Annotated in this window: 19 protein-coding genes; 1 reads left to right on the forward strand and 18 read right to left on the reverse strand. The window is 47.7% G+C overall.

All coding sequences use genetic code 11. From position 1 onward, the window contains the following. Positions 1-84: 84 nt before the first annotated feature. From MHB80_RS24085 to MHB80_RS24095, 3 genes are read right to left on the reverse strand one after another with little or no spacing between them, the layout of a single operon-like run. The gene (locus MHB80_RS24085) at positions 85-906 is read right to left on the reverse strand and encodes a sugar phosphate isomerase/epimerase family protein (protein ID WP_341279343.1); all 822 of its coding nucleotides are present in this window, start codon (positions 904-906) and stop codon (positions 85-87) included. A gap of 4 nt (positions 907-910) precedes the next feature. Then, a complete protein-coding gene (locus tag MHB80_RS24090; protein ID WP_341279344.1) occupies positions 911-1,930 on the reverse strand; it encodes a zinc-binding alcohol dehydrogenase in 1,020 nt (339 codons plus the stop codon). A 32-nt stretch (positions 1,931-1,962) separates the two neighbouring features. Further along, positions 1,963-2,865: an AraC family transcriptional regulator gene (locus MHB80_RS24095; protein ID WP_341279345.1), complete on the reverse strand. Its 903-nt coding sequence runs from the start codon at positions 2,863-2,865 to the stop codon at positions 1,963-1,965. A gap of 301 nt (positions 2,866-3,166) precedes the next feature. On the opposite strand from MHB80_RS24095, the gene MHB80_RS24100 reads away from it, so the two are divergent. Then, a complete protein-coding gene (locus MHB80_RS24100) occupies positions 3,167-3,733 on the forward strand; it encodes a hypothetical protein (protein WP_341279346.1) in 567 nt (188 codons plus the stop codon). Positions 3,734-3,890: 157 nt separating this feature from the next. Here MHB80_RS24100 and MHB80_RS24105 read toward each other — a convergent pair whose 3' ends face one another. From MHB80_RS24105 to MHB80_RS24175, 15 genes are all read right to left on the reverse strand, one after another. After that, a complete protein-coding gene (locus tag MHB80_RS24105; RefSeq protein WP_341279347.1) occupies positions 3,891-4,562 on the reverse strand; it encodes a M15 family metallopeptidase in 672 nt (223 codons plus the stop codon). Continuing rightward, on the reverse strand, positions 4,562-5,137 hold the full coding sequence (locus MHB80_RS24110) for a phage holin family protein (RefSeq protein ID WP_341279348.1): 576 nt from the start codon (positions 5,135-5,137) through the stop codon (positions 4,562-4,564). Before MHB80_RS24110 ends, MHB80_RS24105 begins: the two co-directional genes overlap by 1 nt. A gap of 237 nt (positions 5,138-5,374) precedes the next feature. Further along, on the reverse strand, positions 5,375-6,691 hold the full coding sequence (locus MHB80_RS24115; RefSeq protein ID WP_341279349.1) for a hypothetical protein: 1,317 nt from the start codon (positions 6,689-6,691) through the stop codon (positions 5,375-5,377). A 7-nt stretch (positions 6,692-6,698) separates the two neighbouring features. Further along, a complete protein-coding gene (locus MHB80_RS24120; RefSeq protein WP_341279350.1) occupies positions 6,699-6,980 on the reverse strand; it encodes a ketopantoate hydroxymethyltransferase in 282 nt (93 codons plus the stop codon). Further along, a complete protein-coding gene (locus MHB80_RS24125; RefSeq protein ID WP_341279351.1) occupies positions 6,977-7,561 on the reverse strand; it encodes a putative phage tail protein in 585 nt (194 codons plus the stop codon). Before MHB80_RS24125 ends, MHB80_RS24120 begins: the two co-directional genes overlap by 4 nt. Continuing rightward, positions 7,554-8,633 (reverse strand): baseplate J/gp47 family protein, encoded by a 1,080-nt coding sequence (locus MHB80_RS24130; RefSeq protein WP_341279352.1) that lies wholly within the window; start codon positions 8,631-8,633, stop codon positions 7,554-7,556. Before MHB80_RS24130 ends, MHB80_RS24125 begins: the two co-directional genes overlap by 8 nt. Next, entirely contained in the window at positions 8,626-9,027 is a 402-nt protein-coding gene (locus tag MHB80_RS24135) for a DUF2634 domain-containing protein (protein WP_341279353.1), read from the reverse strand. The genes MHB80_RS24130 and MHB80_RS24135 overlap by 8 nt, the downstream gene beginning before the upstream one ends. Then, positions 9,024-9,299 (reverse strand): DUF2577 domain-containing protein, encoded by a 276-nt coding sequence (locus MHB80_RS24140; RefSeq protein WP_341279354.1) that lies wholly within the window; start codon positions 9,297-9,299, stop codon positions 9,024-9,026. Before MHB80_RS24140 ends, MHB80_RS24135 begins: the two co-directional genes overlap by 4 nt. Then, the gene (locus tag MHB80_RS24145; RefSeq protein WP_341279355.1) at positions 9,296-10,264 is read right to left on the reverse strand and encodes a hypothetical protein; all 969 of its coding nucleotides are present in this window, start codon (positions 10,262-10,264) and stop codon (positions 9,296-9,298) included. The genes MHB80_RS24140 and MHB80_RS24145 overlap by 4 nt, the downstream gene beginning before the upstream one ends. 4 nt (positions 10,265-10,268) lie before the next feature. Continuing rightward, complete coding sequence (locus MHB80_RS24150) at positions 10,269-10,937, reverse strand: LysM peptidoglycan-binding domain-containing protein (RefSeq protein WP_341279356.1); 669 nt, start codon at positions 10,935-10,937, stop codon at positions 10,269-10,271. Beyond that, positions 10,937-13,366 (reverse strand): hypothetical protein, encoded by a 2,430-nt coding sequence (locus MHB80_RS24155; protein ID WP_341279357.1) that lies wholly within the window; start codon positions 13,364-13,366, stop codon positions 10,937-10,939. The genes MHB80_RS24150 and MHB80_RS24155 overlap by 1 nt, the downstream gene beginning before the upstream one ends. Before the next feature lie 236 nt (positions 13,367-13,602). Next, entirely contained in the window at positions 13,603-14,025 is a 423-nt protein-coding gene (locus MHB80_RS24160; RefSeq protein ID WP_341279358.1) for a phage portal protein, read from the reverse strand. Positions 14,026-14,068: 43 nt separating this feature from the next. Then, a complete protein-coding gene (locus MHB80_RS24165; protein ID WP_046229141.1) occupies positions 14,069-14,533 on the reverse strand; it encodes a phage tail tube protein in 465 nt (154 codons plus the stop codon). 1 nt (position 14,534) lies between these two features. Beyond that, positions 14,535-15,851 (reverse strand): phage tail sheath family protein, encoded by a 1,317-nt coding sequence (locus MHB80_RS24170; protein WP_341279359.1) that lies wholly within the window; start codon positions 15,849-15,851, stop codon positions 14,535-14,537. A gap of 3 nt (positions 15,852-15,854) precedes the next feature. Next, the gene (locus MHB80_RS24175; RefSeq protein WP_341279360.1) at positions 15,855-16,043 is read right to left on the reverse strand and encodes a hypothetical protein; all 189 of its coding nucleotides are present in this window, start codon (positions 16,041-16,043) and stop codon (positions 15,855-15,857) included. Positions 16,044-16,072: the final 29 nt, after the last annotated feature.

Below are 16,072 nucleotides of genomic sequence, written 5' to 3' on the forward strand. Positions count from 1 at the left end.
GACGAAATGGCGAAACGGTATAGGCGCTTGCAAGAAATGTGCGTTTGCCCTGTTCGCAGGCGACCTGCTGGCTTAAGGAGTCTTTTATGCAAAAACCTTGTCAAATCCAGCCTTTGAGCGACTTAGCAGCTCATCCGGCGTTTCCTCAGGAGCAGTCCGGGTCAATATCTCCTGGACAACTGGCCCCTTGTAGCCGATGTCTGCGAGCGCGGCAAGAAAGCCTTTCAGGTCAATAATCCCTTCACCTGGGTATAGACGGTCATTATCCAGCAGCTCATCGACAGGCAGGTCGCGGGCATCATTGATGTGGACATGAACAACCTGATCAGCTCTGAGGCCTCGCAAATGCTCCGGCGTAAAGCCCGTCGTATGGCAATGATAAGCGTCCACCAGCAAGCCAACATTGGGCCGATTAATCGCCGAGATAAGCGCAAGCGTCTCCTCAACCGTCCATATAAAAGGATTCGCCCATGCCGTCCGCAGATGATGTGGCCCCACAAACTCCAGCGCAAACCGAATGCCATATGCGTCCAAAACGTCGGCAATTAGGCGCAAGCGGGATACGGCAAGCGCTGTAAACAGAGCCGATTTATAGTCCGTCGAAGGCAAAATGTACGTACAGCAGGCTGTACATCCCAATTGTGCCGCAGCCGCCGCATGCAGCGGAAGCTGCTTCAGGCCCTCCCGAAACTGCTCATCCGTGCCGCGCCATTCCACATTCAGCCCTATTGAGCCTAATGTCACCTGATGGTCAGACAGCAGCTTTGCCGCCCCTTGCTCTCCATGCTTGTCTACAAGCGCCTTGGCATCCATATCAACGACCCCAAATCCATACTCTGCTGCTTTTTCAATCAGCTGTTCATCTGTAATGGAGCCTAATCCCGACTTGCTTAATCCTCTAATCATTCCCCTACACCTCTTCCCAGTTAAATAGCACACCTAAATATTCATCTTTCTTATTGCGTAATCCTTCATAAGCAGCAGGTGCATCAACAGGACTCATAATATGGCTGATGAGCGGCTCGATCTGCAGCTTGCCATATTGCATAAGGCGGAATACGACCTCTGAATTGCGTACAAGGGAATGCTTGACGAAAGCTTCCGGCATTAGCGGATAACGCCATTCATGCGCTCCCTTGAACGTTACACAGCCGCGTCCGTTCAAATGGATGCTGTTCAGCAAATCGGTTACATTGCTTTGCAGCTCACCCCTCGGGCTGCCGAGCAGGATCGCTTCCCCATATTGGCCGACAAGCGCTACATTGCCCAAAATGACCTGTGGCACCCCCGTTGCTTCAATAAGCGTAGAAACGCCTTTGCCGCCCGTCAATTCCATAACCTGCTTATGTGAATCCGCGCCTGCCTCAATGGCGTGCTGGATACCGCAGTGCTTGGCGAGATCCCTGCGTTTTGCAGCTAAATCAATGCCAATAACCGAAGCACCTTGAAGCCCAGCCAGCTGTGCGGCCATATTGCCAATCAGTCCAAGGCCTGTCACCGCTACATAATCGCCGAGTTCAATGGACGATACCCGTGTACTCGTCATCGCCACCGTAGCCAAACGCGTAAATGGCGCCCAAGCCAGTGGCAAGCTATCTGGCACTTTCAGAAATACCCCGCTTGTCGTCGTCAGCTCATAGTGGGAATGCTTGCCGTAATGAAACACCATATCGCCAATCTGGAAGCCTTCAGCCGCCTCTGGTCCCAATGCCACAATTTCACTAGCTGCCGCATACCCAGGCACAGACGGCATAGTAAACCAGCTTTCGCCTCCGGAAAGACATGCGAGCTCCGTCCCCGGGCTAATGAGCGTATAATGCTTTTTAACCAGCACCTGATTGCCTGTAAGCTCTGGAACCTGGGCTTGCAGCTCCTCCTGCTTCACTTCTACTTTCCATGGGGCTGTAAACTCAATTTGCGTGTTTTTCATGAGATGCACACTCCCGTTATGTAGTGGTTGGACTACCCGCTTATGAGGCTCCGGATAGGACCGGAGGCTTCGGCCTTGAATTGGCTGGGCGTCAAGCCCGCCTCGCGTTTAAATATGCGGCTAAAATGATGAATGCTCGAAAATCCGCTGCCCGCCGATATCGCAGTCAACGTTTCCTTGCCTGCCATGATCCGTTTTTTGGCATGCTCGATGCGTACATACGTCAAATACTTATGAAGCGTGACACCCGTCTGCTCTTTAAACAAGTTGGATAAATAGCCCGGCGACAGCCCAGACTGCTCGCTTATGCGATCATTGTCCAATTCAGGATCGGCATAATGCTGCTGAATATAGTCAATACATTGCTGGATCGGCGCCCACGCTTTCGCTTGCGTGCCTTCCTGACGCTCATGTCCGCTTTGATTGCGCAGAAAAAGCACAAGCAGCTGCAGGGCAATTGCCTTAAGCTCCAGCTCGCTAGTTGCGCCGCCTTCTATGAATCTTTTTCGCATGATGCGAAAAAGTTTTTTCAGCTCCATGCGGTCTGGACCGCTGATGGCGGAGAGCGGATGTAAGCCTCGAAGTATCTGCTCGCGCTGCGGAACGATCAGTTGCTCGCCGCTTGCAATGCCAATCGACTGCCAGCGCCCCCGCGCCTCATCATGATATAAATCAAAGTGGAAAATATACTGAATCAGCGGCTCGCTAGACGTCGAGCGAATGAAATGCGTCATCAGCGGCGGCATGACGATCGCATCCCCTTCCCCCAGCTGATAGCGCACGCCATTTAAAATAAAATCGGCCTTACCCTGCTCGATAAACGTAAACACATGGTCATAATCCAGCCACTCGCCCGATAGCTCGGCGGATTTGATGATTTTAACAAAACGCACGAATGGGGAAATGTTCTTTAATGCTGCTGCCGAAAAAGTCATCCGCTCGCCTCGCCTCCTGCAAAAATAGCTTATAAGCTTTAGTTTAACATGGAAGAGGCAATCGCTGGAGCGATAGATAGATTCGCTATAATGGACTTGTTCGTCGAGTAGGCTACTTCCCTATCGTTTTATTTTAACGTAATAACGCTTCCAGTTCTTTAGGGGAAAGCATGACTATTTAACAAAAACTACGATATATTTTTCACAAGGATGGGGTAGGAAAATCGATTTTTCTGGAGAATATAGTTCAACTGAGGATCGTGCACTTTTAAATTTTAATGAGAGGAGGGTCACCCTAACTGTGTCTCTTTTCTATTATATGGCATCAAGCCATGAGCTTCCAACGGGTTCTTTCGGGAAGAAATGTACGACGACGACGCTAATCGACTACGTCACTTATGTAAATCCAGACGCTAAAAATCATGGACATATGAAAACATTGCTGGAGAACGACCCGAAGGGGGAGAGGTTGATGGAAATCTATGAGACAAACGAGGATGCCGCAGGGCTATATGTACGCGGACCTATGCAGGATCAAGAGACCTCGCTTATATTCCGCTTTCCCTATGTGTACGAAGTCCATCCGGATGGCGGCTCATTCGAGATGAATGAGGAGATCAAGAAAGCCTATCCCACCTCCTATGCTTGCGGCAAAAAATGCTTGACGGAGCTTTTCCAATACCTTGACCGCAATCTGAGAAATGGCGAGGAAATCGAGCTATTCTCCTGCTGGACGGATGGAATGGAGCGTTTTACGGAAAAGGAAGTAGAGAAGCTGGAGCCTGATCTTATACTGGAAATTGCTGAACTGCTCCAAGCAGAGGCGTTTGAATGGAAGAGGCAGCAGTACATCGTCGTTAAAAAGTAGACTTGCCGCAAGCGCCGAAATGGAGAGCTTCTGGTGAATTACGCAAAAGCGCGTTGAAATCATGGTTTCTCTCCATTTCTTTGTGCATATTCTGGCAATGAATCGACAATGCGGATGGCTGTATGAATGAATAAATGGATGGTCAGCCGTAGACGGCTTATTGTTCTTTTTGTCCGCTAGCCTTGCGAAGCTCGTTGGCAAGACGATGCGCTTCTTGCATGCCTGCTGTATCGCCTTTTTGCTTGCATGCTGCCCAAGCGGGCTGCAAGTAACGTTTAATAAGAGCATTAGCATCTTCGGCTTTCATGGTGTAGGAGTCCTCCTTCGTTATAATGGCCATTGCTGCCGTAATCTGTGCCGTTGTCGGCCGGATGCCTGCCCGCAGCTGTGCCGTCGAAAGGCCAAACGTCATTTCAAAATGGGGATAATCCTTAAATGAGGTCCAGTCTCCTCCCCACGCGAAACCAAGCCGCTTCGCTTCATCTACTACCTCGGCCCAATCTACCGTCTGGTTAACGTTGCCGTCGCGTTTCGTATCCCAGTAAGCCTGCTTTCCATCCGGGGACAGCAACGCGAAATCTATCGCTACGCCAAAATTATGGTAGCTGTAGCCGCCTCTGGCGTTCGTGACAATGCTGCCCGCCGTCGTTCGGCCTTGCGCGTAGAGCTTGTCCTGCTCCGCGATTGTACGTAGTCCTTGCGTGATGACGATAGGAATATCGCGCGCATAGCAGCGTTCGATTAGACGCTCGGAGGCGGCACGAACAGGAGCAAGCAGTCCTGCGAGCTTGGGTATGGATTTATTTTTCACCTGCAATAAGGTCAGCATTAGGAATCGTTCCTTTCTGTTGGGTCACTTGGGTCACTTGGGTCACTTGGGTCACTTGGGTCACTTGGGTCACTTGATTCAGTTGCTTTACTTGGTTCAGTTACTTCTGTTGGTTCCGCACCGCGTTTTGTCGCCCGCTCCATCTTCGCTTTCAGTTCGCTCTCGATCAGCTTGACGACAGCCTCGGGAATCCATTTACCCCAGCCGGCACGGTAAGCGTTGGCCGTTAAGGACTGCCAGGTGTGATAGATAAGTCCCAGTGTAATTGCGTAAAATAATAATCCAGGCAATACAAACATTTGGTCAAACAAGTTAGCTACTACTGGCAAAGCTAGAAGGAACATGGTACGCGGTACTCCTTGTCGAATACCATACTCCGAAGAATATGTTTTATCTTTTTTTGATGCCGCAATCCCTGTCACCCAGTCCATTGCAGTTACAGAAACTAGTAGAATAATAGGAATAAGTCTATTCGGTCCGTAAAACAAACTGATCCAAGGGGCTAAAATCCCTCCAATCATTGTGGCTAATGTTGTACCTGGCGTTACATCAACCATCAGAATTTGCTTAAACATGGTTCTCATCCTTTCTTTTCTTAATAAGTACCTATGTGAATATTGGTGGTATAAATACATTTCTATTGCAAATTTTCTATCACTAATAAAATAATTTAGTAGTGATGCACATATCCATACTATATAAACAAAAAAACAGACCGTCCTTCTAATAAGGTAGCAGTCTGTTTTTGCGAAAAAGCCCTTCCTTATCAACAAGTGTGGCTTGCTTAAATGAACAATATGATCTATATGCTATTATGTTCCCATGCTAAAGTAGGGAGATTGAACATTAGTTTTAACCAAAAAACTGTCAATATTTGCCGAATAACCAATATCATTACGCCATAGCATCAGCTGCATCTTGTCCCCTGTATTGAATGACAATGTCTCCGAGACGAACAGTTTTGGCGTACTATTGGGGGTTGTTTGCCAAAGAACCCCGGCTGGTGAACCGTTCCTATAGATCCAAGCTCTAGCGCGTGAACTTCCGTTCTCAAAGCTGGTCCATAAGTTGAACTCAAATTTAAAGGTACCACCACGAGTTATTTCTAATACCGCTACTGTCAGTGGAGTATCAACATTAGATGTTAAAACATTATTTAGTCCTGTTAATACAAAGTTTCCAGTACTATAAATCCAATCAGGAGCACTTGCTGGTATTGAGCCAATTTTGGAAGCCAGCACCGCATAAGTATCGGACGAACTAGCCGCAACACCCTTAGCAGTAATCGCCTGGGCGACAACGGTTTTACCATTACTGGCAGACGTAAAAAGCTCGTTGATAGCTGCGACTAGTGTTGATTTATTTGATGTATTTAGAGCTGCAAGATTACCAGCATAGCCCTGAACCGTATCCAGTCTTGCAATATCATCTGCCGCAACTGGTGCAGCCACTTTTGCTCTACCAAAAGCATCTCTTAGTATCACCCTATTAGCTACTGGATTTGCATCAGGATAGAGGCTTCTCCAAACTGGAGTAAATTCCTGACCTGCTACAGTAGCTATAAAACCAGTGTCAAAAAACTCAAAATTATTTCCAGTAGCTGAAAGTCTGATGCCTCTAGCACCTATACTTGCATGTGTAACTGCATAGTAATATTTATTGGGATCTCCTGTGAATGCGTTATTAGCCCATAATGCATATCCAGATGAATTAGATGATAAATCAGCCCAATCCCCTGCTGATATTTCTTTGCCTGTCGTCGACACTTTAAGTGCTCCTGAAAGAAGTCCCCCAGTTAAAGCTAATTTTTCAGCATTTAACTGTTCAATAGATTTCACTGGTGGTGTATACCAATTCCCCTTGCCTGTAATACCCTTAATCATATTTCCCAATTTAGAAAAAAGCCTGCTTAGTGTATCTGCTCCTCCTGAAGCAGCAATCGTATCCGTTACAGAGCGCTCACCAATTTTTTCATCACTGATGCTCCCATCTGGTATCTCAAGATTTATTTCTTCGATGGATGCATGCAGCTCCCCGATAGCCGTGGCCTGATCATTCACTTCCTGACCCAGCTCATTCATATCTGTCTCGGTCACAATATCATTAAATTTCCAGTCTGTTTTAGCCATGTTTATCTTACTCCTCCTTCACAAAAATCGTTTGAATCATGAGTGTGTCTGATGCAATCGGCAGGTTTACTGCGTTGTCGCTGACGGTTCCGGCTGCATTTTTCAGCTCAATGCGAGTGACGGTATCGACCGCGCCCTCTGGAATAAAATAATTCAGGCTAAGCGCACCATCGCTGGCCGATTTCACTATAAAATCCGTAATCTCATAAGCCCCGCTATTGAGCACAACCTTCGTAATTTTTGAATCAATAAACTCCGCAACCTCCTGCTTAAACGTAGACGTAATCACTTCACAATCACCTCTGCTTCCCTATCTGTAAATGGCGTAACGCCGAGCTTCCAGCTGCCGAGCCTAGTGTTCCGCATGAGCGGAACGCCAACAATGCGTTCCTCCAAAACAACGCCATCCATAATCGCCGTCTGTTGCCGATAGACGATATTGGCGGGCTTAATCGCGGAAACCGTACGTTCCACCTCTTTAAAAATATTAGCCTCGTCAATTGCCGCTGTTACCGTCAATATGAAGTTTTGCACATCAACCGTTGCGATTCCGCGTCCTGTACCGACAAGAAAATCCAATCGCTCCTGCAAATATCTCATCGTAAAAGGAGGCTTGGTCGAATAACGATTGACGATCCGTCTCCGGCGAAAATCAACGGTTTCCGCATTCGGATCGGCTTGAATGCCCAGCATGCGCTCCCTGCGTTTAATAGCCGGCAGGCTCGCCGTCATTACAAACCCGTCATCCAGTTGCTGAAGCTGTGCCTGCTCCAGCAGAGCCAGCTCCACATTTTCCGTGGCTGCGAGCTTGATAAATTCCTTAATGTCCGTATACAGCTCCGGCCAATAGGATGAAACTGGCTTAGTCATGCACAACCACCGTCCCCAATAACGGGATTTCATCCTCAGCCAAAGCTAAATTGGCAGCGGCTCCGTTTAGCGTTGTGCCAAGTACATCCACCACTCCTGAAACGGTCAAAATACGGGCCTCGATTTGAGCAATGCGAACGGTAAGCTCCTGCTGATTCATCCACTCTTGACGCAGCTCTAGCAAATAAGTGGAAATTTTATCCTCAATATCGCTTTGAACCTGTCCTATCGTCCTACCGTGCGCAAGCATAACCGTCGTTTCCACAGCCACCTGCGCCGTGTCGACACCTGTTACTGTTACCTCATGTCCAATCGGCGCCATACCAAGCCCAAGCCCGCTGTTAATGGTTGGATCAATGGCGGTCTGAACAAGCGCGATGAGCGGTTCCGCTGGCTTTGTCCAGTCTGCAGCAATTACCGTGCATTTGACAGTGCCTCCACCATTCCACACCGGGAAGATTTTCGCTCCGCCTACGCCATCAATCGAGCTGATCATTTGCTTGTAATCGGCAATATTGCCGCCAAACGCTGGCTCATTCACAACGCTGTAATACCTTGCCCGCAAAGCCTCATCCGTTTCAGCTTCTTCGCCAGGCACCAAAATTTGCGCAAGCTCGGCGCGCACGAGCCCATCAACATAAGCAAGCGGCAGCATCGCTCCATATTTCTGATTGCCAAGAATGCCAGCTGTCTCGCAGGTCAATGTGAAATGTCCCGTTCCGATTTTCCCCGTTACCGTATACCTCAGATCATCGATGGCAAACCGGCTCTGCAAAGGAACATCTACAAGCTGGCCATTGCTGCCAAAAAACTCCCCCTGCCGCTGGGCGAAGGTAGCTGGCTGCCTTTCCACACCAAACTCAGCCGTTCGCCGTTCCAGCCACTCGCCCGCAGCCGTATCCGCGAACAAAAGCACCTGATTCGCATCAAGCTGCGCATACATCTCTGATAGCTCGGCAGCCGCTGGCGCCAAGGCATCATAAATCACGCTGCCCTCCCGCTTATCTACATCATCTGAAACCCGGTGCAGCATACGCTGTAAAATAAAACTATACGTAAATGCCTCATACACGGGCCATCACCTCCTCTTTAAAGCTTCCTTCATCGGTTACTACCGTAAAACTCACCGCTGCCTTGTCCCCCTCAACCGTCAGTTCAAAATCCGTCACATCTGCTATTCGATCATCCGCCAGCAGCGCTTCAGTTACGCGGCGCTTGAGCTCAGAGCGTACATAGAGATGGGAGGATTCATTCAATAAATCCAGCTCGGAGCCATAATCAAAGCTATAGATAAAATAACCGTACCGCTCCGTTTGCAAAATTTTGAACACTGCCTGCTTAATCGCACTGAGGCCATCCGTCATGCCGGACATACGCTTATTCGCAAAATCGATATAATATGTGCGGCTAGGCTCAATTGCCGTTTCGGTCTCCAACTCGTCGATGCTTGCACCTTGTGGAATCATGCGCTCACCCGATCCAGCACGACGAACTGTTGTCCGCCCTGAACCCGAAGCAGCACTACAATATCACCTGGCTCCAAAGCGCGGCTAATCCGCTGCACATCACTCACGCCTTCCGGAATAATTAAAAAATCCTCCGAAAGCGTGAAACGTTGGTCAACGTTCACTTCCAGAGGATTCGTACCAGTTACCCGGCCGATCAACACAGCGACGGGATTGCCCGACGCATGGGCGGCAGCGCCCGCTTTTTTAATTGCATCAAGCAGTGCCATCATATCACCTTCAATTCTAATGTCATCGTATGCGCGTCCGCTTCAAGCTTGTGGGAGCATTCGTCCACCAGAAAATATTGCCCAATGTCCAATTCCTCAATGACAATCGGAACATAAGAGCCCGCACGTACGCGCAAATCTCCAATCGCTTCAATGCTGAGGCTGCGCTGCTCCCGATTTTTCAGCTTCAGCAGTTGATCCAGCAATTCATTAATTTGCGCACTGTTCATTTGCTCATCGGCTACCTGATAAAATTGCAGCAGACCCCATTTAGCAATATTCGCGCTGTCCTGTCCAATGTAGACGTCGCGCTTCCCGGTTTCTTTATTGTTTTGCACCACTTTGATTTTATTGTACGATTCGCTGTCGATTGAGTTTTTGTAGCCAAAATCCGTCATTAGGCTCCAATCGCCAATGATAGAATCCGTCTTCATGTCCTCGATATTGCGAAGCGTCAAAGCACCAGCATCATCGAACAATACAAAATTACCCTTATCGTTAATCAGCGTATAGTCGAGCGCCTTGCACATAATATCCAGCAGCTTTTTGTTGTCCTCAATCATAGAAGGAATAACATACTCCGTCTCTGCCAGCGTTCCTATTTTCAAGCCCGTATCCTCAGCGATTTGCTTAATCATTTCGGTAGCGGTCTTGTTGCTAAACACATACGTATCGCTCATTAGCAAATAACGCAGCTGGTCATACGCCTTGATCGTAACACTCTCGTCCCTGCCAAAATTGTATTCAAACACATAGCCGTAAAATACGACCTGCCCATCCTTCGACAGTCGAACGACATCGCCATTGTTGACCTCAAATGCTTGGTGCTGGTACGGGGCGCCCTTAATAAGCGTAAAATCCAAGCTCGATGCGGAGCCTATCCGCTTCGTTTTATACGTTAGGGAAGGAACGAGATTTGTCACATTCCACACTTTTCCATTCCGGTTATCAATCAAAATTTCAAGCATCTCATCACCCCGGTAGCTTCAGCACCCTACCGATTTGCAGCTTGCGCAGCTCAGAATCGGCGATGCCATTCAGCTTCTGTATTTCCTTCCAACGCGACTCGTTACCGAGCTGCTTTTTGGCTACCCCAATGAGCGTATCGCCGCTTACGAGCGTGTAGGTTTTTGGGGTTTCCTTCGTATCGCGCTCTTTCTTGCTGCCCTTCTTTTGGTTTTTATTAATTTTGACAGGCCTTGCCTTGTAAAACACATACTTTTTCAGCCCCAGGCTGTATTCAATATCACCAGAGCCCGCCGCTTCCCGCCATTCAAACTTCTCAATGCTGACGGCAAGATTTAAATCGAAGGAGGCACCTGTGAAAATAAAGCGGATCGGACGTTTCTTTTTCATCCAGTCCTGAAGCAAGGTCAAATAAACATAAGGCTCAAACAGCGTCTCGCTGGCAACAAACGAATAATTCGCTCCGGGCGCAGGAAAAAAGCTGTCGAAGGAAATCTCCGTCAGCTTTGGACTTTGAATTACATTGATTTCGCCAAGACCGGATACGTCGTAAGACTTGCCGCTAGTTGCGTCGCTAATTTGCAGCTCAGCTGGATTAACCGGAAGCCGAAAGCCGCTTTTCTGATTGTCATAGCTGAGCCAAATGCCGTACTCATGATGCTTGTTCGTAATCATTAAGCATACACCCCTTCCGCCGACGAAGCGATTTGCTCGTTCAAGGAGCGCTCAATACGGCTAATAATGGTGTCGATATCGGTGCCATTGTTAATATCGCCGGTTTGTACACTTACGGTCGGCTGGAGCGACACGAAGTTCTGAATGTTTTTCATCTCCGCAAGCTCGCGCATCGTCTTCAGATCCTCGCTGGCGATGTCGACGGTATCATTGACCTTGCCGACTTCGTCGACTTTGTTGACGTTAGCGATGTCAGGTGTCCCGGATGTTACTGGCGTCACAGGTCCAGTAGGCAGCGCAAATCCGCCGTCTAAATCAGGACTGAAGTTATCTATTGTACTCAATAAACCATCCGTCAAATCCTTCCCTGCTCCATTTCCCTGTGTATAAGCATCAGTGGTGTCTGTTGTTTTCATTCTTAAATCAGAAAAGTCAACAACATTACCAATTTTATCTGGCTTAAGCCCTTCCACTGCACTTAAATCAAGTTCAGGAATCAAAGGAATTTTCAAATCTGAGATGCTGTTAATTTTACCAATAAGCCAGTTCACACCATTAATTAAGAAATTAATCATACTTCCGAAATTATCAGTAATATTTTTAATAAGATTATAAAAGAGATTTTGAATAGCATAACCAGGTTCTTCAAATACATTGTTCAAAAATTCAGCCACTGAAACGATAATATTCCAGAGAAAGGCAATTGAATTTTTAATAGTAGCAAATAGTGCATAAATGATTCCAATGACAAAACCAATTATATCTCCAACTGTCCCACCAAAGGCAATGACCGCTGCGACTAATAATCCCACTACCAAGATAACGGCTAGTATAGGCAAATTCAACATTAACCATCCGGCTATCTGCATATAAAGAGGAAGCAGCATATTATATAATCCTGCGATCATAGTAGGAATCAAAAAGACTGCCGCTGTTAGTAACATCGCAGCAATTGCTGGCCAGTAGGTTATTATATTGGTTATTACCCATAATGCTGCATCCCCCAGCATGACAAAGAGTTCTGCTGCAAAGCTTAATCCAGCACTGAGGATATCAAAATAGCCTTGAAGCTGTCCGCTATTAAAAGCTTCCTGAACCCTTGCAATGAATGGGGAAAGGACATCCAATGCCCCCATTCCTGCGTCAGCCAAGGAGGTTTTCAAATTACTAACAAGTGTATTGATTTGACTTTGTGGACTTTTATACACAATATCCAATTCAGCTATACCGAGATTTGCATTTTCAAAAACTTGATTAAGTCCAGTCAAAAATCCGTTCACATCGCCATTATTAATGTATGCTTGCGGATCGAAGCCCTCTGCCGCTTCCGAGGAAATACCATATTGTCTCATTAATAACGTCATATCGCCGTTCATCGCAGCTTTTATGGCCTCACCCGACTTGGCAGTACCTCCTTCTTGTGGATCAAATGCCGCAAGCTGCATAGCCATAGAGGTCATCTTCGTATATTGATCCATATTCTCTGCCATTGGAAGAAGCGTCATCGTATTTTTAAGCGCTTCAGTAGGGTCAATCCCTGCTGAAATCGCCTGATTCCTTACCGTCTCAAAAATGGCCGTGCCTTTTTCCTTACTCCCTGTACGTGCAATTAACAAATCCTTTTGAGTACGTTCGCTTAATGCACCTTTCAGGGATATTGCTGCTAGCTCAGAAGCTATTTTCAAAAGCTGCGTTTTAATAGCACTAAAAGGAGTAAGAAACGAATCATCCACTGGTAATCGAAATGCCAGTTTCATATCTTCAAATGGCTTAAGAATCATATCCTGCTTTAGTCCGTTAAAAAAGCCCCCAGCATTACCTAATAGCTTTGTGAACATGTTATTTGACGGTTCTTGCGAATCATTACGAGTATTTTCCACTGGCTTAATAGTCTTATTATTCAACGGTATTTTAAATTTACTAAACATGAATTTAAATGGCAAAATAAACTTACTCTCAAACTCCCATGTCAATGCTTGGCCAATGTCTTTCATTTTCGAAATCGTCCCAGCCACTTGGGGTATTTTTAATAGTTTTTTAGCACCCTCTAGTGGTACAGTAAACATATCCCTCAACGGCGATTCTAATACATTTTTAACGTCTGTTTTTAACCCAAGTAAGAGACCCTCCAAAGACAATTTGGGTACGCTTACTCCCTTTAGCATGCCACCTAGCCCCGACATACCTGAACTGCTGCTCTTAGCGGCAGTCGCATTGAAGCTGCTTAACGTTTTACCAAGTGTTGAAACTACTCGGTTCATCTCGTTCATCGTTTTGTTCAGCTTATTGAATTCCGAGGCTGCAGCAAACGTTTGCTGGGTTGAGGCGGCGCCGGTCTGTACCATGAACAACAACGTATTTTTCAACTGATCCAGCATCTTAACAGCACTTGCAGCAGCACTAGCATCCAATTTTACCGTATCGGCCATTCTTCCACCTCCTTACAGAACAAAAGCGCCCTCTTATAGAGAAGCGCCGTCCCGTTACCTTCATTATTTCTTCTTCATTTTGGCCCGTTGTTTTTTCTCGCTGTCGATGCGGACGTCGATCATTGCGTAAATCGCCGCCCGCTCGCGGCGCGACATGCTCATCAGCTCATGGGGCAAAATGCGAAGCTCGTGGAGGGCGTAGTAGGCGTAATTCGCTTCCCCGTCGCCCTCTTTAATTAGTTTTTTACTTCATCGCTCAGCTCATTAAGACTTTGATTAAAGCCATTGATTTCCTGTACACGCTGCACGAGCGAAGCATATTCGCCCGGGCGCAGCATTTTGCGGAGCAGATGCTCAGCGCCCATCGTGCCGTACGATTTTTGCAGCTCGGCATCCTTCAAGCTCGGATATTGAATGCTGCTTACGACCAGCTTGGCCAAATATTCATCCGTATTCGTCTCTGGCACGAAGGTGCCGTTTTTGCCTTTCACTTTGCGGGTTGCGGATTTGCGGCATTCTTCATTTTCCGCCTCCGTCATGCTGCGCAGCTCCCAGGCTACCGGATTGCCATCTGCATCTTTGAATCGCTCGGACACGACGAATTTCTCCGTCGCCTCCGCAGCTGTATTTTGCGCAAAAAACAAGCTTAAGTCACTCATTTGCTACCTCCATGAATTGGGTTTATTTTAAGATAAAGCTATTTTATACGCGTGCTGGTGCTTTGAAGCTTTCGGCAATATCGACGCCGTCGAAGGTGAACTCAAGCTCTTCCTCAAGCGCTTCGCTCTCCGTGTCGAGCTTGCCGATGATGACCTTGTTCAGGTTGACGTTGTACAGTACAACCTCTTGGCGGCCGATCGTCGAAGTCGGATCTTCATTAATGATGTGGACATCAAAATTCGTATCAATGCCCGTTTTCACATAATCGAGCATCATTTGGCGGAATTTCGACGTTACATAATACACCGTCATGCTGCCGGTACCCGACCAGCCTGTCGCTTTATGCTGCAATGCGCGATGACCCAGCGTCTTAATTTCCGCTTTCGTCTTCTCCACGCTTGCTTCAAGCGTTTTAATATAGAACATTTCCTCGTTTTGGCCGTTGATTTTCGCATAAGCGCGTCCCTCTTGCCCCGAAATCGTATCTCCTGCATGCAAAAATGCCATATTACTTCACCGTCACTTTCATGTATACTTTTTCAATGCTGTCAACCGGCTGGATGTAAACGTTGATAACGATGCTGTCGGAAGCCTCGCCCGCTTCAACCGTCAGGTCGGTTTGGGAATTAAAGTTTTGAATCGCATTGCCATCCTGGAGCAGCGTCAAATATTTCACGCATTCGCTGCGGAATAGGCTGCGGCCATCCGGGTTGTTATCGATTTTGCCGATATATTGCGTCTCGAACAGTTTTTTCATGTCAGTCGCAATGCCGTCCAGCACACGGATCACGCGGTTTTTCGCAAAAGAAGGATTTTTGCCTGGCACATAGGTGACCAGAGAGTTAATATCCTGCTCAACGATGACGCGGCCGCCATTCGGCGTAAACAAAAATTCGCCCGCACGCAAAGCCTGCTCGATTTGTGAATTCGAATAACGAATGTCGGCATCCACCGCACCTTCATACACGCTGTAAGTCAGCGACTCACTCATGCTTGCCCCAGAAGTAGCAGCTGCCACCCATACGGTTGCCTGCTCGGCATTTACAGCTGTACCATCTTCGAGCTTGACGCCGTTTTTCACGCTAATGATACCTTCATAATCCGATAGTGGGGCATTCGCCAGCACGACCTGAATTTTCTTGCCATCATTTTCGCGCAGTCTGCGGGCAAAAGCAGCGTAAACCGACTTCAGCGAGCTGTCGCCAGACACAAGCGCCACCGCATTAAATTCCTGCAGCTCAACAGCTGCCAAGTAATCCAAATGATTTTGATTCGTCACCGTGCCGTTCGCACCGCCAGCAAGTACTGTGCCAGCTGTCGCAACAAGCGTGCCCGTGCCGCTGAAATCGACGAAGCGATTGGATTCAAGGCCAGCAATCGCAACAACCGTCTGCGAATCCACCTCTTCACCTGCCAAGTAAGTAACAACGTCGAATTGATCTTCGTCATCCACATTGCTCTGAACCGCTACTGTAATATCGTTGCCCCGTGTACCGCCAAATTTGGCTGTTGCAACTAGGCCACCAATCGTTGCAGTCGCTTTCGTTCCTGCGTTCAAGCGGTATAGCAGCAAAGTCTGTGCCCGTTTCAATGCCTCACGAACGAGCAGTACTTCCGGCGCGGTTACATCATAACCAAGCACGCTGCGCAGATCGTCGCCTGCTTTAATGGAAATCATCGTTTGCGGCGCACCCCAGTTCAGTGTCAGCGCCGTTGATACGATGCCGCGTTCCCCTACGTTTGCTGCCGATTGCGGCTCAGCCGCGAAATTAATGTATACCCCTGGTCTTGCTTTCGTTTGCGTTGTCCAAGTTCCTCCTGCCATGATCTACATGACCTCCTTTTGTGAATATGCTTGTAATTGCTGTTTGACCTGCTCATGGGAGTAAGCGCTCTGCTCGTCCAAAATGACGCTCAGCACATCCTTCTCTCCTGCGGAATAACGCGCTGCTGCCAGCAGCTTCTGCTTGCTGTGCTTTGCTTCCAACGTCCCTTGCCGATTATCCTGATCGTTCACCGCTGCTTCCCTCCTGTTTCCTCCAAGCT

The organism is Paenibacillus sp. FSL H8-0537 (genome assembly GCF_038051995.1).
Lineage (GTDB): Bacteria > Bacillota > Bacilli > Paenibacillales > Paenibacillaceae > Pristimantibacillus.

What these genes read in the sequence shown, in the direction of transcription:
- MHB80_RS24155 (WP_341279357.1), bottom strand. Translation starts at nt 13,366, where the DNA reads ATGGCCGATACGGTAAAATTGGATGCTAGTGCTGCTGCAAGTGCTGTT.
- MHB80_RS24160 (WP_341279358.1), bottom strand. Translation starts at nt 14,025, where the DNA reads ATGAGTGACTTAAGCTTGTTTTTTGCGCAAAATACAGCTGCGGAGGCG.
- MHB80_RS24150 (WP_341279356.1), bottom strand. Translation starts at nt 10,937, where the DNA reads ATGATTACGAACAAGCATCATGAGTACGGCATTTGGCTCAGCTATGAC.
- MHB80_RS24115 (WP_341279349.1), bottom strand. Translation starts at nt 6,691, where the DNA reads ATGGCTAAAACAGACTGGAAATTTAATGATATTGTGACCGAGACAGAT.
- MHB80_RS24110 (WP_341279348.1), bottom strand. Translation starts at nt 5,137, where the DNA reads ATGTTTAAGCAAATTCTGATGGTTGATGTAACGCCAGGTACAACATTA.
- MHB80_RS24145 (WP_341279355.1), bottom strand. Translation starts at nt 10,264, where the DNA reads ATGCTTGAAATTTTGATTGATAACCGGAATGGAAAAGTGTGGAATGTG.
- MHB80_RS24105 (WP_341279347.1), bottom strand. Translation starts at nt 4,562, where the DNA reads ATGCTGACCTTATTGCAGGTGAAAAATAAATCCATACCCAAGCTCGCA.
- MHB80_RS24095 (WP_341279345.1), bottom strand. Translation starts at nt 2,865, where the DNA reads ATGACTTTTTCGGCAGCAGCATTAAAGAACATTTCCCCATTCGTGCGT.
- MHB80_RS24135 (WP_341279353.1), bottom strand. Translation starts at nt 9,027, where the DNA reads ATGATTCCACAAGGTGCAAGCATCGACGAGTTGGAGACCGAAACGGCA.
- MHB80_RS24165 (WP_046229141.1), bottom strand. Translation starts at nt 14,533, where the DNA reads ATGGCATTTTTGCATGCAGGAGATACGATTTCGGGGCAAGAGGGACGC.
- MHB80_RS24170 (WP_341279359.1), bottom strand. Translation starts at nt 15,851, where the DNA reads ATGGCAGGAGGAACTTGGACAACGCAAACGAAAGCAAGACCAGGGGTA.
- MHB80_RS24090 (WP_341279344.1), bottom strand. Translation starts at nt 1,930, where the DNA reads ATGAAAAACACGCAAATTGAGTTTACAGCCCCATGGAAAGTAGAAGTG.
- MHB80_RS24085 (WP_341279343.1), bottom strand. Translation starts at nt 906, where the DNA reads ATGATTAGAGGATTAAGCAAGTCGGGATTAGGCTCCATTACAGATGAA.
- MHB80_RS24125 (WP_341279351.1), bottom strand. Translation starts at nt 7,561, where the DNA reads ATGACTAAGCCAGTTTCATCCTATTGGCCGGAGCTGTATACGGACATT.
- MHB80_RS24140 (WP_341279354.1), bottom strand. Translation starts at nt 9,299, where the DNA reads ATGATGGCACTGCTTGATGCAATTAAAAAAGCGGGCGCTGCCGCCCAT.